This is a genomic window from Marinomonas sp. IMCC 4694 (assembly GCF_008122525.1).
In the GTDB taxonomy this organism is placed as follows: Bacteria; Pseudomonadota; Gammaproteobacteria; order Pseudomonadales; family Marinomonadaceae; genus Marinomonas.
The window spans coordinates 3,079,716-3,100,010 of record NZ_VSRV01000001.1 but is presented as its reverse complement, the minus strand read 5'-3'; the positions used below and the strand labels follow the sequence as shown (position 1 = coordinate 3,100,010).

The following is a 20,295-nucleotide window of genomic DNA, read 5'->3' as shown; positions in this document are numbered from 1 at the left end:
GGAACGTGCGATTAAGTCAGATTATTAGCACTAAGTCGCAGCTGGCCTGATTCGCTCTTTAATTCACTAAAAACCTCGGTTTTTAGTGTGTCTTATTCTCTAGTTGGAGGCTTAAAAGCTCCAACTACCATCATCAAGACGGATTAACCCCGTGCAGACCTTATCATCTGATCCACTCGCAGTATATTTCCCAGTGCAAACAACACCGCGAGCTTATTGTCATTTTTTGATAGACCTTTATAGACCACTTTGCGGAAGCCAAACTGGCACTTCAGTATCCGAAACGGGTGCTCTACTTTTGCTCTGATGCTCGCTTTTATGTACTCAGTATTGATGGGGATTTTATTAATACGGGGATGCTTTTTCCATTCCCGAACCTTGCTTGGCATCTCCGCAATCAACCACTCCAACGTCTTATCTTTGGTTTCCTCACGTTTTTCCACGCCACGGTAGCCCGAGTCAGCAGAGACAAACGTCTCATCGCCATGCATTAGCTCAGTGATTTGGTTTAGGTCATGTTCATTGGCAGAAGTGGTGGTGAAACTATGCACCAAGCCACGTTTAGCATCGACTCCAATATGTGCTTTTAATCCGAAGAACCATTGGTTTCCCTTCTTAGTTTGGTGCATTTCTGGATCACGTGATTTGGCTTTATTTTTGGTCGAGCTAGCGGCTTCAATAATAGTCGCGTCAACGATGGTACCTTCTTTGAAGTAAATACCTGAGTCTGATAGCCATTTATGGACTTCTTTAAATAGTTTTCGTCCAAGCTTATGCTTTTCCAGTAAGTGCCTGAAATTCATAATAGTTGTGTGATCAGGTATCGCACCTTCTAAGGATAATCCAGCAAAAAGCCGTATAGAGGTAATTTCATAAAGAGCGTCTTCCATTGCAGGGTCTCCCATGTTGTACCAGTTCTGCATAAAGTGAATGCGCAACATGGTAGACAAAGGATATGGGCGACGTCCGTTACCTGCTTTTGGATAGAAGGGTTCAATTTGGGCTTCAAGCTGCTGCCAAGGAATCAATTCATCCATTCGTCCAAGAAAGAGTTCTTTGCGAGTCTTGCGGCGTTTGCTGGTAAATTCGGTGTCGGCGAAGGAAAGCTGGTTCATGATCGGTAGGCGTCGTAGTTGTCTTAAGTCGGCGAGATTATCTCATGTTACCGACTTAATCGCATCTTCCCTAGGTAGCGAGTTAGAACATCATCTTGATAATCGACAAGAACAACATGTGTTCCTACAGGAACAGGTTGTCCAGCTTTTATTGCAGCTAACGCTGCCGGATTGGTCAGCATGTGCTCTCGAGTAATACCGCGTTTAACCGTTGTATAATGCTCAAGCTGATCAAGTGGTGGAAATGTCACTGCATTTTCCTCGGCAAAAGAAACTGCTGGACGCAACATAAAGTAGCTGCCGACAAGGGCTGGCAGGCCTAAGATTATCGTGACCCCAATGGGTAAAAATTTAGACTTCATGATAGGTGAGTCCTTTTGTTTGATGTCGTGGTCGTGGTTTAAATGGTGTTGCCTAATCCACCTTCTACCTTGATATCTTTGCTTCTTTTTAAAGAAAGCGGTTATCACATTCCTCTGTTTTTCTTGCCTGATTCTTTAAATATTTCGGACTTCACTGAGTTTTTTGTTAAACAGCCGGTTGCTTCTCAAAAAATGCATTTTTTTGGGGAGAGATTTCAGGTCATGCAATACCTGTGTTGGTGTCATCTTCCATAATTTTATCAAAGTCTGTGCCCCTGAAACTGAGAAAGCTTTAATAATTCAATAATTAAGGGGTAGAAAATGAGATTTATACAAATAACTATCATGCATTTTCAAAATCCTACAAGCCATCACCTTCGGCAGAGCTAATAATGTACGACTTGTACGAACGTTATGTTCATGTCTCACAAACAACAATGATAAGAGATCTAAAAGATGAATAATGCATTGATCAATAAAGTCGCCGTTGTTACAGGCTCTGCATCAGGTATTGGATTAGCCAGTGCTGAAGCAATGATTGCAGAAGGTGCTCATGTAGTACTGGTTGACCGCGATGAAAAAGCTCTGAATCGATTAAAAGAAAAGCATGGTGATAGTGTAACGACTCTTGTCGTTGATTTGCTTGATACGGTTCAGTGTAAGCAATTAATTCCAACCATTTTAGAAAAAACAAATGTGATTGATATTTTTCACGCCAATGCTGGGTTGTACGTAGGGGGGGATTTAATAGACAACGATCCTGATGCCATAGATCGAATGATGCAGTTAAATGTAAACGTAGTGATGAAAAATGTGAGAGATGTTATTCCCCATATGGCGAAACGTAAAACGGGTGATATATTGGTCACCAGCTCTCTGGCGGCTCACTTTCCCACACCGTGGGAGCCAGTATACGCGTCTTCAAAATGGGCAATTAATTGTTTTGTTCAGACTACCCGCCGTCAAGTATTTAAAGATGGTTTACGTGTTGGTTCCATTTCACCAGGCCCTGTTGTTACCTCGTTGCTTTCTGACTGGCCAAAAGAAAAATTAGAAGAGGCAAAGGCAAGCGGTAGCCTTGTTGAAGCTGAAGAAATTGCTCAAATTTTAATTTTTATGCTGACTCGTCCGAGAGGGATGACCATTCGTGACGTTGTTGTTATGCCAACCAACTTTGATCTCTAGATTTAGGGAAGGTACGAATAAGTCTACTAAGCCTCAGTCTTTCAGAGAAATCGTCAAATAAGGCGCGACTCTGAGGGAATGTAGATACCTTTCAAAGAGCCGCAACGACATGTGGCGTTTTTTCTGAAAGAACCGCAGGGCATGGTCTAAATACCAGTATTCTTTGTTAAGCACCTCGACAAGAGAGCCACTATTCACATTTGGTACTCGCATCGAATAACAGGCTTTTATCCACATGCTGAGGCAAGAGGACTTGTTCGCACCTTCCTTAGACACTGCGGATTTATAAAAAGCGTTATTGGTGACAAAGACGCTTTTTTTAACCGAGCTTATTATTCTTTATTTAGATATCTGTCTTTTTACCTCTTCACCGTATTTTTCTCTAAACTCAGTCGGGGTCATTTTCTTTTGTTTTAAAAATGATCGATTGAAATTCGCTAAATTATTAAAGCCGACCTCGTAACACACCTGAGAAATGGATGACGCTCCATTTATAAGCAATATCCCGGCTTGATTGATACGCAACCAACTTAAATATTGAACAAAATTTCGGCCAGTATTTTTCTTAAAAAAACGAGAAAAAGACGATTCACACATATGATGCTTATTTGCTAGGTCGCCTAATCGGATTGGGTCTGGGTAATGAGTGTACAAATATTGTATAACAGCGTTAATGCGTGCCACATCGTCTAAACGAACACCTGATATGAACTCAATAGAGGCAAGTTCTTGTTTTTCATCTGAGTTACTTAATAGTTCTAAAAGCTCAAGAAAGCGAATGAGGCGGGTTACACCGTGAGTATTCTGCATTGAAATGAGTAGCTCACCCCCAAGTTTTGCTGTTTCTCCAAAGAATTCAAGCCCTTGTCTGGATTGATGTAAAAGTGGTTTTATGGAGCTTATTTCTTGGAATAAGTTTTCTGCTTTATCAATGAGAGGCGTAGAGAACTGAATTAAACAGTCTCGTCCGAACTGATGCTCGCCAGCGTCAAGATCACTTACCCAATTATGAGGTAAATTAGGCCCTACCATCATCAAGGTTCCTTCTTTGAAAGGGCCTATATAGTCACCAACATAGGCACGACCATGACCTTTTGTTAGCAGATGAATTTCAAATTCGGGATGAAAGTGCCAATGAGCGAGGGGGTGGGGAAAATCGTGATGAAACCAGCGAAATGAGCCGTTTTCAGAAGAGTTAACCAGTTCTAAATCTATTTTAGGTGCATAGCTTCCCACTTTTAAAAAACCTCAAATTATTTACGTATCCTAAAAATAGAAGAAGTACATACTAAATGCACTTCTTCTATAGGTCTATCTTAATTATCTATATGAGAAAAAACCTGATCATTTTCATTGAAAAGGATGATTTCTTCACGATCTAACGCAATTTGTACGACTTCTCCATCCAAGATTTTAGAGCGTGCAGATGCCTTCACAATGATGGTTTGCTTGTTATCAAGATTGATATGGGCATAGGCTTCTGAGCCAAGATGTTCAACCAATTCTATTTTACCAGTAAAGTCGCCATTGCTTTCTACTATGTGCATATGTTCAGGGCGAATTCCCGCTGTAGCATTGTTAGGAAGAGGGCCATGAGTACGAGCCGCAGGAAATTCAATAGTGGCTCCTAATAGCGATAGCAGGAGGTTATCACCACTTCGGGTAATGTTATCTAATGCTAAAAGGTTCATTTTCGGTGTACCAATAAACTCGGCAACAAAACGACTGTTTGGTTGGCGATAAAGTTCAAGCGGCGTCCCGACTTGTTCGATTCGTCCCGCGTTGAGTATGACGACTCGATCAGCCAAAGTCATGGCCTCGACCTGATCGTGGGTAACATAAATCATGGTGGTGCCAAGCTTCTTATGAAGGCGAGCCAATTCCAGACGCATTTGCACACGAAGCGCAGCGTCTAGGTTGGATAATGGTTCATCAAATAGAAAGACTTTTGGTTGACGTACAATGGCGCGACCAATGGCAACACGTTGACGTTGACCACCAGAGAGTTCTTTAGGTTTACGTTCTAAGAGTGCATCAAGTTGTAAGGAGGCTGAAACAGAGCGCACTTTCTCTTTGATCTCCGCATCCGATACTTTGGCAAGACGAAGGGCAAACGACAGGTTGTCAGCCACCGTCATGTGCGGATAAAGAGCGTAGGACTGGAATACCATAGCAAGATCGCGCTTTGACGAAGCGACTTCGGTAATGTCTCTGCCGTCTAGTTGGATACTTCCGCCCGTGCTCGATTCGAGGCCTGCAATGGTGCGTAACAATGTGGATTTGCCACAGCCAGACGGCCCAACGAATACCACAAATTCCCCTTCGCTAATAGAAAGGTTGATGCCACGGAGTGCATGGTAGTTGTCATAATGTTTTTGTAAATCAGTGATCGCTAAGTAAGTCATAAAAAAGCTTCCTAATAATTATTTTACGGCGCCGAATGTAAGGCCTTGGACCAATTGTTTTTGACAGAACCAACCGAAGATGACGATCGGTGCGCAAGCAAGCGTGGAGGCAGCAGACAACTTCGCCCAGAACAACCCCTCAGGGCTAGAATACGAGGCAATCATCGCGGTTAATGGTGCCGCATCTGATGCTGTTAAGCTGAGAGACCAAAAAGCTTCGTTCCAGCACAGCACGATAGACAGCAGAGCGGTTGATGAAATGGCACCGACAGAAAGCGGTAGCACGACTTTCACCACTTCATCCCATGGGGTGGCACCATCCATTCTGGCGGCTTCTAGGATCTCTTTTGGTAAATCTTTGAAGTAGGAAAACAGCATCCAAACAATAATAGGTAGATTCATCAGGGTGAAAATGATGACCAAGGCTGTTTTTGTGTCCAACAGTCCATAATTTCGACATAAAATATAAATGGGCATTAATACGCCTACGGCAGGCAGCATTTTAGTAGAGAGCATCCAAAGCAAAATGTCCTTGGTTTTTTTGCCAGGGAAGAACGCCATTGAAAAAGCTGCAGGAATGGCAATGATTAACGCGATAATGGTGGAACCAAATGACGTTACGACAGAGTTCCAAGCATGGTGAATGTAGTCGCTACGCTCCTGAACGATTCTAAAGTTATCCAGTGTTGGCTCAAAAAACAGTGACGGTGGCACTGAAATCGCCTGTAACTCTGTTTTGAATGATGTGATAAACATCCAAAAAATCGGGAAAAATAGCACCAATGCTACCGTCCATGCGAACAGACCTGTGAGAAAGGTTTTGAATTTGCGTTGTTGATTAAGAGTCATCGTATTTACCTCACACCGTTAGGTTTTTGCCAACGGCACGAATTAAGAAAAAGGCCACAATATTGGCAAGCAATACGGCAAACAAACCACCAGCCGAAGCCACACCAACGTCATATTGAAGAAGGGCTTGGTTGTAAATCAGATACGCCAAGTTGGTACTGTCGTAACCTGGACCACCACCTGTGGAGACAAAAATTTCAGCAAACACCGCCAATAGGAAGATGGTTTCGATCATCACTACTACCGCAATAGGACGAGCCAGATGGGGAATGGTTAAGTAACGGAAAATGTGCAAGCCCGTTGCGCCGTCCATTTGAGCAGCTTCTTTTTGTTCCGTGTCTTGAGATTGTAGTGCGGTCACAAACACCAAAATGGCAAAGGGTAGCCATTGCCAACTGACCATCATAATAATGGATACCAGTGGGTGATCAGAGAGCCAATCAATCGGTTCGAAGCCCAGTGTTTGAGAAATCCACGCGAAAATACCGTAAACAGGGTTCATCATCATGTTCTTCCAAATTAAGGCATTCACCGTTGGCATGATAAAGAAAGGCGAGATCAACAAAACACGAACAATGCCTTGTCCAAAGAAAGGTTTATCAATCAATGCGGACAGCATCACACCTAGCACAACAGTGATGGTCAGTACGGACAGGAGTAAAATAAGAGTGTTCGATACGGCAGGAATAAAGCCCGGGTCGGTAATAAAGAATTCGAAATTCATCAATCCAACGAAGTTATTTTGACCCGGGTACAGTAGGTTATAACGTATGGTGGAAAAATAAATGGTCATGGACAACGGAATGATCATCCAAACCAAAAGCATGATGACTGATGGCGCCATTAATAAGCGAGTGATTGAGCGCTTCATTAAGATATTCTCTCGTTTACAAGTTAGATTAGATGGGGGAGTTAGAATGTTTAAAAAAAGGGGGCTACGCCCCCCAAAAAGATTAGGAAAACACTAATTCACGCCGAGGTTCTCATCGTTAGTAATAACCAGCTTGTTGCATTTGACGATCTGCACCAGTATTGGCTAATTTTAACGCTTCCTCTACTGACATTGAGCCAGACAAGGCGCCTGATACCATTTGACCTGTTGTTGTACCAATAGCTTGGAACTCAGGAATGGCCGCGAATTGAATGCCCACGTATGGAGAAGGTTTTAGCGTGCTGTCATTTGGGTTAGCAGAGTTAATGGCTTTTAGCTCGGCTTTAGCAAAGACTGCGGCTTTTTGGAAGTTAGGATTTTCATAAGTGGATGTACGTGTACCTGTTGGTACAGAGGCCCAACCTTCATTTTTAGCCACTAACTCGATGTACTCTTTTGAGGTTGCCCAGCGAACAAATGTTTGTGCTGCATCTGTTTTCTTAGTGGCAGCAGGAATGCCCAATGCCCAAGACCATAACCAGTTAGCGCCTTTCTCGGTTACTGCATAAGGAGATTGTGCAAAGCCAACTTGGTCAGCGACTTTACTTTGCTTAGGATCGGTAACAAAAGACGCTGCGATAGTAGCATCAATCCACATGCCGCATTTGCCTTCGTTGAATAACGCTAGGTTTTCATTGAAGCTGTTTGAGCTAGCACCTGGAGGACCATACTTGTTGAGTAAATCAACATAGAAGGTTACGGCGTTTTTCCATTCGGCAGAATTTAGCTGAGGTTTCCAGTCCATATCAAACCAACGTGCACCGAAAGAGTTTGCCATAGCTGACAGGAAGGCCATGTTATCACCCCAACCTGCTTTACCACGAAGACAGATACCATATACGCCATTAGCTGGATCGTTCATTGCGGCGGCTGCATCACGGATGTGATCCCAGCTGTCGCGGTCACTGATGGTCACACCGGCTTTTTTAGCAAGGTCTTTACGGTACATGACCATTGAGCTTTCACCATAGAATGGTGCAGCAAACATAGTGCCTTTGTAAGACAAACCATCACGAATGGCCGGCAATACATCGTCAACATCATACGCGCCAGATGTATCAATTGGTTTTAACCAACCACGCTCACCCCAAATAGGAGCTTCGTACATCCCAATGGTCATAATGTCGTATAGACCACTGCCATTGGCAATGTCTTGAGTAACGTTTTGACGAAGAACACCTTCCTCTAAAGTCACCCATTTTACTTTAATATCAGGGTGAGCTTTTTCGAATTCAGGTGTGAGTTTTTGCATTTCGATCATGTGGCCATTGTTTACGGTGGCGACAGTGATAGTAGTTGCGGCCAAGGAATAAGATATAGAAGCTGCAGCGATAGCAATTGCAACTGTTGATTTTAAAACAAGTTTCATAGGCTTTCTCCCAGTTGGAGTGGTTATTTTTATAGTTACCTACTTCTGATTGTTATCAGAAGTTGTACTTGATATTAAAGAAAGCCCAAAAGTGCAGCCAATATTTAACGCCTCATCACTAATACTTTTTTGCAGAGTGTTTTTTGCAATGTTCGGCTATGTCTATTCATTTTGAAAAAAGTGAGAGTGGCCATTGCTGCCAAACGATTCGTATTGATCAACACAGTATTTTTTCCGATGCTGCTGTTGCCTTAGGGAACGTGCGATTAAGTCAGATTATTAGCACTAAGTCGCAGCTGACTTGATTCGCTCTTTAATTTACTAAAAACCTCGGTTTTTAGTGTGTCTATTCCCTAGTTGGAGGCTTAAATGCTCCAACTGCCGTTATCAAGACGGATTAACCCCGTGCAGACCTTATCATCTGATCCACTCGCAATATGTTTCCCAGTGCAAACAGCACCGCGAGCTTATTGTCATTTTTTGATAGACCTTTATAGACCACTTTGCGGAAGCCAAACTGGCACTTCAGTATCCGAAACGGATGCTCTACTTTTGCTCTGATACTGGCCTTTATGTACTCAGTCTTAATGGGGAGTTTGTTAATACGGGGATGCTTTTTCCATTCCCGAACCTTGCTTGGCATCTCCGCAATCAACCAGTCCAACGTCTTATTATTGGTTTCCTCACGTTTTTCTACGCCACGGTAGCCCGAGTCAGCAGAGACAAACGTCTCATCGCCATGCATGAGCTCAGTGATTTGGTTTAGGTCATGTTCATTGGCAGAAGTGGTGGTGAAACTATGCACCAAGCCACGTTTAGCATCGACTCCAATATGTGCTTTTAATCCGAAGAACCATTGGTTTCCCTTCTTAGTTTGGTGCATTTCTGGATCACGTGATTTGGCTTTATTTTTGGTCGAGCTAGCGGCTTCAATAATAGTCGCGTCAACGATGGTGCCTTCTTTGAAGTAAATACCTGAGTCTGATAGCCATTTCTGGACTTCTTTAAATAGTTTTCGTCCAAGCTTATGCTTTTCCAGTAAGTGCCTGAAATTCATAATAGTTGTGTGATCAGGTATCGCACCTTCTAAGGATAACCCAGCAAAAAGCCGCATAGAGGTAATCTCATAAAGAGCGTCTTCCATTGCAGGGTCTCCCATGTTGTACCAGTTCTGCATAAAGTGAATGCGCAACATGGTAGACAAAGGATATGGGCGACGTCCATTACCTGCTTTTGGATAGAAGGGTTCAATTTGGGCTTCAAGCTGCTGCCAAGGAATCAATTCATCCATTCGACCAAGAAAGAGTTCTTTGCGAGTCTTGCGGCGTTTGCTGGTAAATTCGGTGTCGGCGAAGGAAAGCTGGTTCATGATCGGTAGGCGTCGTAGTTGTCTTAAGTCGGCGAGATTATCTCATGTTACCGACTTAATCGCATGTTCCCTAGCTGCTGAACGAGTTGCCTGATGCCGGCCTGCCATTTCTTTTTGGGTATCTGGAAACGGGTCATAATGGCTCGTTTCCCAAGGTAAAAGTGTGACAGAACTCTTCGCTTACGTAGAGTGTTTACCTGAAAGCGCTTTGCATAACCTGCCAACTCTATGACTTTACCGATTAAGATAAGCAGAAGCGCAGTAATAGTTGTAAGCAGGATTAAGTTGCTCAACAATTCTATCTTTGATATAAAATTCAATTCAAACCCCAGGCCGAATCGACTGTTTTTATATCGTTTACCCCTTCTTCAATCTGCAATATTGTTTCATATGTCCTGGCGCAAGGCTTAGCAAAAAGACGGTTAAGAGTAAGAGAAGACATTAATAACCAAGGTTCTTTTGCCCCCTGACTGCAGTAAGCGAAGATAAAGATACCTTTTTAATCGATGGAGTTTCGCCCTTTAGGTGAGCTCTTGTAAAGGAATTGTTCTATGCTGACGAAGGTCTCTAAGGAAGCATTCGAACACTGGCTGAAAGATAATGGCTAACAATGCCAAGCACGGCGCCGCCTTTTTCGTTGCGGCTACGCCTTCACTACAAAGCTGCGCGTGCTGGCGGCGTTGTGCGCCAAGTATCGGATTCACATCCGAAGGATACGGATGATTTTAATTTGTTGACTGCCGATCTGTTGATAAAAGATGACGTGGCTACCTTGAGGGAATTTACGATATCCGATTCTGATTTCATCGCATGTTTTACCGATGTCGGGGTTTTCTGCTAAAAGCCAAAATGATTCATCAAATTGTTTTAAATAGATATTTCGTTGCTTTTTTCCCCAGCGGCGCTGGGTAAATAATGCGATATCTCGCAAATCGGATTTTGCCTTGATGGTAAGTTGGAATGGTTTCATTTTTTCTCTTCGTTATCGAGTTCATTGATCAACGAATCGAGGTCATAATCTGCCATACCACTTTCTTCACCTTCAACGAGCAGCTGTCGTAAGGTGTTCATTTTCGTTTCTTGTGTTTCAAGTAAACGTAAAGCGGAACGAATCACTTCACTTGCTGAACCATAGCGTCCACTTTGGACCTGGCTAGTGATAAAGCTATCAAAATGTTCACCAAGCGTGATGCTAGGGAAGCTGCGATTAAGAGCTTACAGCGCACCAAAATTCTTTCATTTGAGCGAAAAACATGCGGTGTCACTCATTTTAGTGTTTTTTTTGCAATGTAAAGACCTTTTGTCATTGTCGTCCCCATTCCTTTCCACCCATTTCTCCCAACCGAGATGCGGCTCGTCTAAAGGAAAAGGCGAGATCATTTGCGGCCGAAAATTGTGCTAGTGACACACCAACACGACCCGTCGCTGACCACTCGAAATATTTCCCCTCTTTGGTGCGAATCATGGTCGTCGCAAAAGAACTCGAGTTTCCCCCCTTCTCATTGACAAACAATTCTTCATCTCCATCACTGCTTTCGACTTGCGCTTCAAAATCGACAAACAATTCGTCGAGCGGGACTTGTGCCGCCAGCACCAAGCGGGTGTGAGATTCATAACAGGCGTCAATGAGGGTCACGAATCGTCGCGCTTCGTTGAAGTGATTGGCGTCCAGTTGGGGAACGCGGTCCATGATGAGGACCGGAAATCGGCAGCAGAGGAAAATATAATCGGCCGCCCCGAGCGGTTGGTCGCACAACTCGGAAAAATCAAACCAGGCGCATCGGTCATTCAATCGGACGACCTGGACGGTGCGACCAAATAGGACGGGAATGATCTCGGCCTCAGTTCCGGATGCAGTGCCACCAAATATTTCTTCCAACTGCGCCTGCATGTTGTTATTAATATTATTATCGCCATGAACATCCTTGTTTGACCAAAAATAGGATTGACCACATGCTCGATTTTCGAGTCGATAATCCTTGCTGGAATCCTCCATGGAAATAATGTCGGACGTGTGTTTCAACATGTCAATGAATGGCAAAAAAAGGGATCGATTAATGCCTCCCTTATACAAGGCATCGGGAGATCTATTCGAGGTGGCCACCACCACGACATTCCAATCCAGTAATAGTGAAAATAATCGCTTCAAAATCATAGCATCGCCAATGTCTGTCACTTGAAATTCATCTAAACAGAGGAGTTGGGCTTCTTGTGCCAATTGTTGCGCAATGATGGGAGTCGCATCACCTCGTGGGTGCTTCTGTTTGTAGACAAAGATTCGATGATGGACGTCTAGCATGAATTCATGAAAGTGGACGCGGCGTTTGGTAATCTTTGCGTGTTTGTGGCTGTCATTATTACAGCAAGAATCATCATCAGGAACAGTAACCGACGCGTAAAAGAGATCCATGAGAAAGCTCTTGCCGACCCCGGCCGTTCCATGAATGTACATGCCTCGCGGCGGTGGACCACAAAACCACAAATGGAACTTCTTTCGAAGAAAGGACTGGGCGTATGCCAGGGATCGCGCCAGTAACAGTAAAAGTGGATTTCTGCTTGTACAGCTGTTCTCTGTAGGATCGTCGGTGCGTACGGGTACTGGTGGGAGCGAGGCAAGAGACTCGTGCAGGGCATCGAATTTTGCCGCCAGAGCGACTTGAGCGTCATCTCGTCGCACTTCTCCAGCGTCCACCTTGAGTTCATAAGCCGCTGAAACAGGGCCTGTAGAGAAGCACCGCCGAGCGACGTGATGTTGTGCTATTAACGTCTTCATCATCATCTTCTTCATCATCGAACTAACGAGTTTATCAACATGCTAATGTGGTACGCTAGATTGTTGTAAGGGGATCAAATAGATTTGTATTAGAGACTCAAGTTTTTGCGTTCAACTTGAACGCCAAATTCAGCATAACTAACTGAATAATAATGCTTGTTATTAGGTAAACGTCACAAAATGAGCCTCTAGTTTTCGCGCTTAACCCCGACCACACTTTGCTTCGTCTATTCACCAACGGAGCCATCAACATGAACACAGCATTAAACCAAACTTGGGCAGCACATATCGAAAAATGGCGGTTATCTGGGTTATCGGCCAAAGTCTTCTGTGAACAAGAAGGGCTGGTGTATCACCAGTTTGGCTATTGGCGGCAGAAATTTGCTTCTGCAAATGATGCACCACACGAATCAAAATTGGTGTCGGTAGCCCTGGTGACGCCTTCTCACCAGACTAATGAGCTGGAAATTCTACTCCCCAATGGGGTGGTTATTCGCGGTATTGATGCGGCTAATGTCGCCTTGGTGACCAGCCTAGTGGCCGCTTTATGAAGCCGCGTTATTTACGTCCCGCTTTAAATTTGCCACAGATCTTTTTGTATCGAGACCCCGTGGATTTTAGAAAGCAGGCTCATGGGCTCGCCGTGATCATTGAACAAGAGCTAGGGCACAATCCGTTTTCGGGCGCGTTGTATGCTTTTACCAATCGGCATCGTAATAAAATCAAGTGCGTGATGTGGGAAGACAATGGCTTCGTGCTCTACTACAAAGGCCTTGCTGAGGAAAAGTTTAAATGGCCCAAAGCCTCAGACGAGTTGGTGTCGCTTACTGGCGAACAGATTAATTGGCTGTTGCAAAAAGACTCGGTCTTAGCTCAACGTGACGCCTATATCGAGCGTCTTGAAGAGATCATTCGTCTGCAAAAAGTACAACGCTTCGCGGCGAAGAGTGAGAAGCAGCCGTTTCAGATCTCACTGTTTGATGAAGCCGAGTTGGAAGGTGCGATTGACGACCTGATTGATGACATCCCAGAAGACGCATTAACCCCAGAGTTGGCGCAGACCAAGAAAACCCGTCAGCGTCAACGTGGCTTCTCTGCTTCATTAAACCGAATCCGCCGAGAAATCTGCCTGAGCGACGACGAGAAAGCCGGCGCAGCAAAAACCTTCTTTACTAAGGTGAAAGAAGAGTTAGAGTTTATCCCGGCTCAGCTCAACGTGATTGAAATCTGGCAAGAAAAGGCGGTGTTTGAATTACCTTATGGTGATAAAGTGGTCGCCGCAAATCGGCCAACGCACCCGTTGGGTAAATGTGTTGCTACCACGTCATTGTTGGCGTACATCATCACCTCAAAATACGCAGACGGGTTACCTCTCTATCGTTTAGACGGCATGTTAGCGCGTCTTGGTCATGAGGTTGGCCGTAATAATATGGCCAACTGGATCATCCGACTGGATGAGGTCTTTAAACCGCTGATAAACTTGATGCGGGAGCAGCAAAACCAAAGCCATTACATCCAAGCGGATGAAACTCGTATCCAGGTGCTAAAAGAAATGGGCAAAACCGCCCAAAGTGATAAATGGATGTGGGTGACTCGGGGCGGCCCACCGGACAAACCTTCCGTGCTGTTTGAGTATGATCCGACCCGAGCGGGTCACGTACCCACACGTCTATTAAAAGGGTTTAGGGGCGTATTGCAAGTGGACGGCTACAGCGGCTATGGACAAGTTTGCCGTGATCTTGGTATCGCCCGAATCGGGTGCTGGGATCATGCGCGTCGCAAGTTTGTTGACGCCGCACGCGGTGCCGCGCCTCAAAAAGGGAAAAGCCACAAAGCCAAGCCGTCAAAAGCGGATGTGGCCATCCGTAAAATCCGTGCTCTCGATGCCATCGAAAGTAAAATAGGCAAATTGAGCGAAAAGGAAAAATACACCGTTCGCCAAGAACTGGCCCTACCTGTGCTGCGAGACCTCAAAGCGTGGTTAGAAACCAACCATCCGAAGGTTCCCAAAGACTCACTGACCTTTAAAGCGATCCAATACACCCTAAACCAGTGGGAATCCTTGACCGGTTACTGTGATCATGGCTTCATCCACATCAGTAACGCCTTAGCGGAAAACGCCATCCGCCCCTTCGCTGTCGGCCGACGCAACGGGCTGTTTGCTGATTCAACGCGTGGCGCAAACGCCAGTGCCACCTGCTACTCACTGATAGAAACCGCCAAAGCCAATGGCCTTGAACCCTCAAGCTACCTCCAATACCTACTCGACCACATCGCCGACGCTAATACCCTAGACAAACTCGAAGCTCTCTTGCCATGGAATAAACCAAAAGCGGATTAGGTTAACAGAGCGGATTGTGTTGTTTTAGGGGTGGATACAGTGACGCTTACTGTGATATGGACCTTGCATGGCTTGCAGACGAATGCGCGGATGTTGTTTGAAAATGGAGGCAAAGGCCACTGGCACAATGTCTTGGCAAGAAAACGACAGCATTCCCACCGATAACCTTCCGGTCAGTTCATTGGGCAATGATTGCAAGGTGTGCCGTAACGCCTGTGCGACAGGGGAAATTCGTAAGTACAGCGAGGCGAGCTGCTTGGCCGCTTCTTGTGGTATCAAGCCATGACGAGTGCGCAAGAACAACGGCTGCTGTACCATGTTTTCGATTTCTTTTAAGGTTTTGCTGACCGCTGGTTGAGTAATGCCAAGAGTCTGCGCCGCCACTGACGCGCTGCCCACTTTTACCACGGCGTCAATCACCATAAAATGTCGCCATTCGGCGTAGGCTTTGAGTTTCAGTAAGCTGCTGACATTTTGTTGTAAATGGCGCTCAGTGTCGGCCATCATCTGCAATAGGGTATTGCAAGACGAGATCACCACTTCCCCTTCTGAAGTGGGCTCAGCGCCGCTCCAACCACGAGTAAAAATGCGGATTTGCAACGCACTTTCTGCCTGTGACAGAAACAATTAGGGTCAGATGAAAATTAAACTTGCTTCACACTTTAATTGGGCGTTATGTGCTTAGCGTTATTAAAACACGTCGTTGTGCGTTCCAATTCTAGCAAGTTGTAAATAAGTTTCATGAATACGGTAAATTAAAACCAAATCAGGTTTTATGTGGCAATCTCTAAAACCGTGCCAATTGCCAACAAGAGCATGATCAACATATTTGGCATCAAGTATTAAACTTTTTTGAAGTGTCGATATAACATTACCAACTTCAATAATTTCAGGTATTGGTAATTTCGTTATTTTTTTAAAGTCTTTTTTAAATTGAGAGGAATAATCAAGAATTAACACTTACTACTTTACCGTCAGTTAACTCTGAAATAAGGCTGGTAACACTCTCTGATTTCTCTCCTAAACCTTGTGAAAGTTCTTGGATAGCTGTTACTGTCATAACATTAGGTTGTTTTGCTTTCAATTCAAAAGGAATTCCACCGTAATTTATTACAGCGCGAGCAAAAAGTTTAAGTGCTTGTGAAGGGCTTAAGCCTACTTCATCACAAATGTGGGTAAAAGCTAGCTTTGTATCATGATCAATGCGTGTTGTGAGCATTTCTGTTTTCATTTTCAAGTACCTATTTTGCTTACTTTGTATTACATTGTAGAACAAATGCGGGCAAAAGCACATAACAAGTCGCTCAAAAGGACAAAAAACAGTTGGCTTTTGCTCCTGCGCCGCTTATTTTAGCCAACAATTTTTTGCCTCTTAGCAACGCGTTATGCCCCAAACATTGGGTTCACATCCATACTCTTATGCAAAAGCGTCGAGCACTTTTCAGTTTGCGTTAGACAGTAAAACCGATTCCTTGGTTAGCCTTGCTAACAATGGCGTATCTACCGATGGATGGCTTTAGCGGGTTTGCGGTCTCTGGCGGTAAATAATGACAAAGGGTGTTTTTATACCAAGAATCATTGAAAGATTGGCAGGGTCAGGCGAATAAATCTCCGTATTATTCATCTGACCCTAATTAGCTGCTAATTAGTTCGTGGCACTCAGCCGCCTTCGGCAGAAGCTAAAGCTAAGCCAAGGCTAACTTTTGCTCAATGGTTAACGTCAATTCGTCCATAAAGGTGTCGATCAGTGGTGACTGTCGATCGCGGTGCAGGGTGATGCCGAGGGTGCATTCTGGGTTGGGCAGTTCAATGGGGATTTGCTTGAGACGCGGGTTGAGCTGGTGGATGTTCCAGTCATCGTAGAACAGTAAGGCGATGGCGTCGCTGTGGATCACCAGCTCTTCAGACGAGGCAAAGGTCAGCATTTCAAGTGCTTGGATCGGTGGTTTGTTGTCGATGCTGTGAAACAAACTTTCGAAATAATCTCGTATCGGCGTGCCGTGGCGCGCCACAATCCAGCGTTCATTAGTGAGATCACTCAGTGTTTTAGCGTAACGATGCACGGGGTGATCTGCTCGGGCGATCAAGGCGTATTGTGCGCGAACCAATGGCAATTCGATCAAGTCGGGATGAATTGGGCCTTTTCTCATTAGACCAAGAAAGCAGTCTATTTCCCCTTGTCTGAGGGCGTTGGATAGCATGTGATACGGGCCTTGCATGGCTTGCAGACGAATGCGCGGATGTTGTTTGAAAATGGAGGCAAAGGCCACTGGCACAATGTCTTGGCAAGAAAACGACAGCATTCCCACCGATAACCTTCCGGTCAGTTCATTGGGCAGTGATTGCAAGGTGTGCCGTAACGCCTGTGCGACAGGGGAAATTCGTAAGTACAGCGAGGCGAGCTGCTTGGCCGCTTCTTGTGGCATCAAGCCGTGACGAGTACGCAAGAACAACGGCTGCTGCACCATGTTTTCGATTTCTTTTAAGGTTTTGCTGACCGCTGGTTGAGTAATGCCAAGAGTCTGCGCCGCCACCGACGCGCTGCCCACTTTTACCACGGCGTCAATCACCATAAAATGTCGCCATTCGGCGTAGGCTTTGAGTTTCAGTAAGCTGCTGACATTTTGTTGTAAATGGCGCTCAGTGTCGGCCATCATCTGCAATAGGGTATTGCAAGACGAGATCACCACTTCCCCTTCTGAAGTGGGCTCAGCGCCGCTCCAACCACGAGTAAAAATGCGGATTTGCAACGCACTTTCTGCCTGTGACAGCGCGCGTGAAACGCTGGGTTGGCTTAGGTTCAGGGAGACACTGGCGTCTTTTTCGGTGCCTATTTTCATGATCTCTGTGATCACGCGACATTGTTTTAGCGTCAGTGGGAAATCGACCATAGTGTTGTTCATTGTGGTTTTCCTCTTATTGTTGTTGTTGTTGCCGGTGTCGAGAGAGATTAATTTAAGATATAACCAAATTTTACTCCATGTTTATAAAAACGCATATGCTAGACGCCTTTTTTCCCTATACCTTTTAATGAAACAAGATCAGTGTGGTGATCACGCTGGTTTTCGATTTAAGGTAAGACACACATGAATAATAACAATAAGCCTTACAGCAACATTCCCGGGACCACGGTGTTTGATGGCGACATGGCCAGAATGGGCTTTCATCTTAATCAGTTTTGCATGTCCCTCATGCAAGCCTCAAATCGTACAGCGTTTAAACACGACGAGCGTGCGTATTTAGACCAATGGCCGCTCACAGAAGAGCAAAAAAACGCGGTATTGGCTCGTGACTTTACGACGCTGATCTCCCTTGGCGGCAACATCTATTACCTCGTCAAAATCAGTTCCACCGATGGGCTGAGTGTCGCGGCGGCGGTGTCTAGCATGACCCATTTATCTCCAGAGGATTACTTGGAAATGATGCGCAATGGTGGCCGTTCACCTGAGGGAAACCGTTACGTTGAACAGGCCCCATCTGAGGAGAAGGAATAATGGCAAAGATCACGGCTGGCTTGGGCACCTCTCATATTCCCTTGCTTGGGCACATCATTGATAAAGGCGACAGCGGAGACGAGAAATGGGCGCCGATCTTTGACGGCTTTCAGTTCACCAAACAATGGATTCGCGAGCAGAAACCCGATGTGGTGATTTTGGTGTACAACGATCACGCGACGTCTTTCGATATGAAGCTTATTCCGACTTTTGCGATTGGCTGCGGCGAAGAATATCGCCCTGCCGATGAAGGCTATGGGGCACGTCCTGTGCCTGTCGTTAAAGGCGCACCCCAACTGGCGTGGCACATCACCGAGTCTTTAATACAACAGGGTTTTGACATGACCATCGTTAATGAAATGGACGTGGATCATGGTTTAACGGTGCCTTTGTCGATGGTTTTTGGCGAGGTAGATGAATGGCCATGCCAAGTCATTCCGTTGGCGGTGAATACCGTGGTGTATCCGTCTCCCACTGGAGCGCGTTGCCTTGCTTTGGGCAACGCCATTCGAGCGGCCATCGACCAATACCCAGAAGACATCAATGTACAAGTGTGGGGAACGGGCGGCATGAGCCATCAGCTGCTTGGCGAACGTGCCGGTTTGATAAACAAAGAGTGGGACCTCGCGTTCATGGACGATTTGAAAAGCGACTACCATAAGTTAGCGGCGATTTCCCAAGTTGAATACATCCGAGAGTCGGGCACGGAAGGTTGTGAAATGGTGATGTGGCTGATTATGCGCGGCGCCTTGGATCATGATGTCAACGAGGTACATCGCCATTATTATGTACCGGTGTCGAATACCGCACTTGGCCATCTCATTTACGAGTCCATTGGCGTGCATGAGCAGGAGGCAGACATGGAGGTGGCAAATATCGTGGCGCCCGTTGCTTCTCGTCCTAGATTGGTTTGCTTGGCCGGTTTGTTGTGTGATCGGCGCATTTGGCAAGAAGTTGCTGAACGGCTTTCTGATGTGGCACGAGTTGAGATTATAAGTTTTGCAGGCTTTGATAATCTCACGCTTATGGCGCAATATGTGTTGGACAATGTCGACGGGGATTTTGCTCTAGCAGGACATTCGATGGGCGGACGTGTGGCACTGGAAATCTATCGTCTAGCACCGCAGCGTATTACTCATTTGGCGTTGTTGAATACTGGGGTTCACCCGAAAAGCATGAAAGAAGTGCCTGGTCGAATGCATTTGATTCACCTTGCCAGAACCAAAGGTATGGCCGCTTTGGTGCCTCATTGGCTGTTTCCTATGATGTCTAAGTCCGGTTTATGCAATGTGCATTTAATGACAGATCTTAAAAAGATGGTGACGTCCTATTCTGTGGACGATTTTAACCATCAAATTCATGCGTTGATCAATCGTCCTGATGCCGAGTCACTGCTGGCGCACATTTCGGTGCCAACGTTGCTGTTATCTGGCAGCGACGATGTTTGGAGCCCTGTGGCTCAGCATCAGGCAATGCAACGAAAAATCGCCGGCAGCGTGCTCGTGGTCATCAACGGGGCGGGTCATATGGCACCCGCGGAAGACCCTGGCAATGTGGCGGCGGCATTGCGCGTTTGGCTAGAAAAAGCAGGTAAAGAATGAGCAATCACGCAATGGAAGCTATGTTAATAGAGTGGCAATGCCAAAAGTTAGTAACACGTTCGGTCAATTTACTTGATCAAAGAGATTGGATCGCATTGGCGAGTTGTTACACCGAAGACGGTATTTTGTACCGTCCTAGCGCACCTCTTGTGCCGATAAAGGGACGAGATGCGATTCTACACTCGTTCACTTCTCGACCAGCAAAAGAGACGTGTCATGCGCTGACCAATGTGGAAACGACGGTGATTGATGCGTTTCGCGCGGTAGTCACGTCTCGAGTGGTCTTGTTTTCAGGAGAAATAAAAGTCGACCACTGCGACAGTATGGTTCAAGCGAATGCCGATGTTTACATCGGTCGTTTTATCGATGATATTATCTGCGTCAGCGGTGAATGGCGTATTGCAAAGCGTCAGGGTTCAATAGAGCTGCAGTACAAAGGTGCTTGATGAAACGGGAATAACGTCGTTAAATTCTCACTAATCAATCGGGGTTACCAGGTTC

The 20,295-nt window shown here is 45.4% G+C and carries 21 protein-coding genes; 6 read left to right on the top strand and 15 right to left on the bottom strand.

Going from position 1 to position 20,295, the window contains the following annotated elements:
- Nucleotides 1-143: 143 nt before the first annotated feature.
- Nucleotides 144-1,118 (bottom strand): IS5 family transposase, encoded by a 975-nt coding sequence (locus FXV75_RS14215; protein ID WP_262368613.1) that lies wholly within the window; start codon nt 1,116-1,118, stop codon nt 144-146.
- A 44-nt stretch (nt 1,119-1,162) separates the two neighbouring features.
- Nucleotides 1,163-1,477 (bottom strand): hypothetical protein, encoded by a 315-nt coding sequence (locus FXV75_RS16465; RefSeq protein WP_222863144.1) that lies wholly within the window; start codon nt 1,475-1,477, stop codon nt 1,163-1,165.
- A gap of 456 nt (nt 1,478-1,933) precedes the next feature.
- Between FXV75_RS16465 and FXV75_RS14205 the strand changes: the two genes are divergently transcribed.
- A complete protein-coding gene (locus FXV75_RS14205) occupies nt 1,934-2,662 on the top strand; it encodes an SDR family oxidoreductase (RefSeq protein WP_148834426.1) in 729 nt (242 codons plus the stop codon).
- A gap of 339 nt (nt 2,663-3,001) precedes the next feature.
- On the opposite strand, the gene FXV75_RS14200 is transcribed toward FXV75_RS14205, so the two are convergent.
- The 9 genes from FXV75_RS14200 to zapE all read right to left on the bottom strand — a co-directional run bounded on the left by FXV75_RS14200 (nt 3,002) and on the right by zapE (nt 12,358).
- A complete protein-coding gene (locus tag FXV75_RS14200) occupies nt 3,002-3,898 on the bottom strand; it encodes an AraC family transcriptional regulator (RefSeq protein WP_148834424.1) in 897 nt (298 codons plus the stop codon).
- 80 nt (nt 3,899-3,978) lie between these two features.
- A complete protein-coding gene (locus FXV75_RS14195; RefSeq protein ID WP_148834422.1) occupies nt 3,979-5,067 on the bottom strand; it encodes an ABC transporter ATP-binding protein in 1,089 nt (362 codons plus the stop codon).
- 18 nt (nt 5,068-5,085) lie between these two features.
- On the bottom strand, nt 5,086-5,916 hold the full coding sequence (locus FXV75_RS14190; RefSeq protein ID WP_148834420.1) for a carbohydrate ABC transporter permease: 831 nt from the start codon (nt 5,914-5,916) through the stop codon (nt 5,086-5,088).
- A 10-nt stretch (nt 5,917-5,926) separates the two neighbouring features.
- The gene (locus FXV75_RS14185) at nt 5,927-6,787 is read right to left on the bottom strand and encodes a carbohydrate ABC transporter permease (protein ID WP_148834418.1); all 861 of its coding nucleotides are present in this window, start codon (nt 6,785-6,787) and stop codon (nt 5,927-5,929) included.
- Nucleotides 6,788-6,905: 118 nt separating this feature from the next.
- Nucleotides 6,906-8,216 carry an ABC transporter substrate-binding protein gene (locus FXV75_RS14180; protein WP_148834416.1) on the bottom strand — a complete coding sequence of 437 codons (1,311 nt, stop codon included), beginning with the start codon at nt 8,214-8,216 and terminating at the stop codon, nt 6,906-6,908.
- 397 nt (nt 8,217-8,613) lie between these two features.
- A complete protein-coding gene (locus FXV75_RS14175; RefSeq protein WP_262368615.1) occupies nt 8,614-9,588 on the bottom strand; it encodes an IS5 family transposase in 975 nt (324 codons plus the stop codon).
- A gap of 697 nt (nt 9,589-10,285) precedes the next feature.
- A complete protein-coding gene (locus FXV75_RS14165; protein WP_148834412.1) occupies nt 10,286-10,555 on the bottom strand; it encodes a type II toxin-antitoxin system RelE/ParE family toxin in 270 nt (89 codons plus the stop codon).
- Complete coding sequence (locus tag FXV75_RS14160) at nt 10,552-10,776, bottom strand: type II toxin-antitoxin system ParD family antitoxin (RefSeq protein ID WP_148834410.1); 225 nt, start codon at nt 10,774-10,776, stop codon at nt 10,552-10,554. The genes FXV75_RS14165 and FXV75_RS14160 overlap by 4 nt, the downstream gene beginning before the upstream one ends.
- A 112-nt stretch (nt 10,777-10,888) precedes the next feature.
- Nucleotides 10,889-12,358, bottom strand: coding sequence for a cell division protein ZapE (gene zapE / locus FXV75_RS14155; protein WP_222863143.1), 1,470 nt, complete (start codon nt 12,356-12,358; stop codon nt 10,889-10,891).
- A 251-nt stretch (nt 12,359-12,609) separates the two neighbouring features.
- Between zapE and tnpA the strand changes: the two genes are divergently transcribed.
- On the top strand, nt 12,610-12,909 hold the full coding sequence (gene tnpA / locus FXV75_RS14150; protein ID WP_148834408.1) for an IS66 family insertion sequence element accessory protein TnpA: 300 nt from the start codon (nt 12,610-12,612) through the stop codon (nt 12,907-12,909).
- A complete protein-coding gene (gene tnpC / locus FXV75_RS14145; protein ID WP_187424900.1) occupies nt 12,906-14,699 on the top strand; it encodes an IS66 family transposase in 1,794 nt (597 codons plus the stop codon). Before tnpA ends, tnpC begins: the two co-directional genes overlap by 4 nt.
- Nucleotides 14,700-14,723: 24 nt before the next feature.
- On the opposite strand, the gene FXV75_RS14140 is transcribed toward tnpC, so the two are convergent.
- The 4 genes from FXV75_RS14140 to FXV75_RS14125 all read right to left on the bottom strand — a co-directional run bounded on the left by FXV75_RS14140 (nt 14,724) and on the right by FXV75_RS14125 (nt 17,602).
- Entirely contained in the window at nt 14,724-15,326 is a 603-nt protein-coding gene (locus FXV75_RS14140; RefSeq protein WP_148834407.1) for a LysR family transcriptional regulator, read from the bottom strand.
- Nucleotides 15,327-15,389: 63 nt separating this feature from the next.
- Nucleotides 15,390-15,659 (bottom strand): type II toxin-antitoxin system YafQ family toxin, encoded by a 270-nt coding sequence (locus FXV75_RS14135; RefSeq protein WP_148834405.1) that lies wholly within the window; start codon nt 15,657-15,659, stop codon nt 15,390-15,392.
- On the bottom strand, nt 15,646-15,930 hold the full coding sequence (locus FXV75_RS14130; RefSeq protein WP_148834403.1) for a type II toxin-antitoxin system RelB/DinJ family antitoxin: 285 nt from the start codon (nt 15,928-15,930) through the stop codon (nt 15,646-15,648). The genes FXV75_RS14135 and FXV75_RS14130 overlap by 14 nt, the downstream gene beginning before the upstream one ends.
- A gap of 454 nt (nt 15,931-16,384) precedes the next feature.
- On the bottom strand, nt 16,385-17,602 hold the full coding sequence (locus FXV75_RS14125; RefSeq protein WP_148834400.1) for a LysR substrate-binding domain-containing protein: 1,218 nt from the start codon (nt 17,600-17,602) through the stop codon (nt 16,385-16,387).
- A 183-nt stretch (nt 17,603-17,785) separates the two neighbouring features.
- On the opposite strand from FXV75_RS14125, the gene ligA reads away from it, so the two are divergent.
- The 3 genes from ligA to FXV75_RS14110 are packed head-to-tail and all read left to right on the top strand — an operon-like array spanning nt 17,786 to nt 20,240.
- Nucleotides 17,786-18,193 carry a protocatechuate 4,5-dioxygenase subunit alpha gene (gene ligA / locus FXV75_RS14120; RefSeq protein ID WP_148834398.1) on the top strand — a complete coding sequence of 136 codons (408 nt, stop codon included), beginning with the start codon at nt 17,786-17,788 and terminating at the stop codon, nt 18,191-18,193.
- On the top strand, nt 18,193-19,794 hold the full coding sequence (locus tag FXV75_RS14115) for a class III extradiol dioxygenase subunit beta (RefSeq protein WP_148834396.1): 1,602 nt from the start codon (nt 18,193-18,195) through the stop codon (nt 19,792-19,794). The genes ligA and FXV75_RS14115 overlap by 1 nt, the downstream gene beginning before the upstream one ends.
- Nucleotides 19,791-20,240: a nuclear transport factor 2 family protein gene (locus FXV75_RS14110; RefSeq protein ID WP_148834394.1), complete on the top strand. Its 450-nt coding sequence runs from the start codon at nt 19,791-19,793 to the stop codon at nt 20,238-20,240. The genes FXV75_RS14115 and FXV75_RS14110 overlap by 4 nt, the downstream gene beginning before the upstream one ends.
- The last annotated feature ends 55 nt before the right edge of the window (nt 20,241-20,295 follow it).

Bases quoted from the DNA above. Each gene is read 5' to 3' on its own strand.
- FXV75_RS16465 (WP_222863144.1), bottom strand. From the start codon at position 1,477: ATGAAGTCTAAATTTTTACCCATTGGGGTCACGATAATCTTAGGCCTG.
- FXV75_RS14205 (WP_148834426.1), top strand. From the start codon at position 1,934: ATGAATAATGCATTGATCAATAAAGTCGCCGTTGTTACAGGCTCTGCA.
- FXV75_RS14195 (WP_148834422.1), bottom strand. From the start codon at position 5,067: ATGACTTACTTAGCGATCACTGATTTACAAAAACATTATGACAACTAC.
- FXV75_RS14190 (WP_148834420.1), bottom strand. From the start codon at position 5,916: ATGACTCTTAATCAACAACGCAAATTCAAAACCTTTCTCACAGGTCTG.
- FXV75_RS14185 (WP_148834418.1), bottom strand. From the start codon at position 6,787: ATGAAGCGCTCAATCACTCGCTTATTAATGGCGCCATCAGTCATCATG.
- FXV75_RS14180 (WP_148834416.1), bottom strand. From the start codon at position 8,216: ATGAAACTTGTTTTAAAATCAACAGTTGCAATTGCTATCGCTGCAGCT.
- FXV75_RS14165 (WP_148834412.1), bottom strand. From the start codon at position 10,555: ATGAAACCATTCCAACTTACCATCAAGGCAAAATCCGATTTGCGAGAT.
- zapE (WP_222863143.1), bottom strand. From the start codon at position 12,358: ATGAAGACGTTAATAGCACAACATCACGTCGCTCGGCGGTGCTTCTCT.
- tnpA (WP_148834408.1), top strand. From the start codon at position 12,610: ATGAACACAGCATTAAACCAAACTTGGGCAGCACATATCGAAAAATGG.
- tnpC (WP_187424900.1), top strand. From the start codon at position 12,906: ATGAAGCCGCGTTATTTACGTCCCGCTTTAAATTTGCCACAGATCTTT.
- FXV75_RS14130 (WP_148834403.1), bottom strand. From the start codon at position 15,930: ATGAAAACAGAAATGCTCACAACACGCATTGATCATGATACAAAGCTA.
- FXV75_RS14125 (WP_148834400.1), bottom strand. From the start codon at position 17,602: ATGAACAACACTATGGTCGATTTCCCACTGACGCTAAAACAATGTCGC.
- ligA (WP_148834398.1), top strand. From the start codon at position 17,786: ATGAATAATAACAATAAGCCTTACAGCAACATTCCCGGGACCACGGTG.
- FXV75_RS14115 (WP_148834396.1), top strand. From the start codon at position 18,193: ATGGCAAAGATCACGGCTGGCTTGGGCACCTCTCATATTCCCTTGCTT.
- FXV75_RS14110 (WP_148834394.1), top strand. From the start codon at position 19,791: ATGAGCAATCACGCAATGGAAGCTATGTTAATAGAGTGGCAATGCCAA.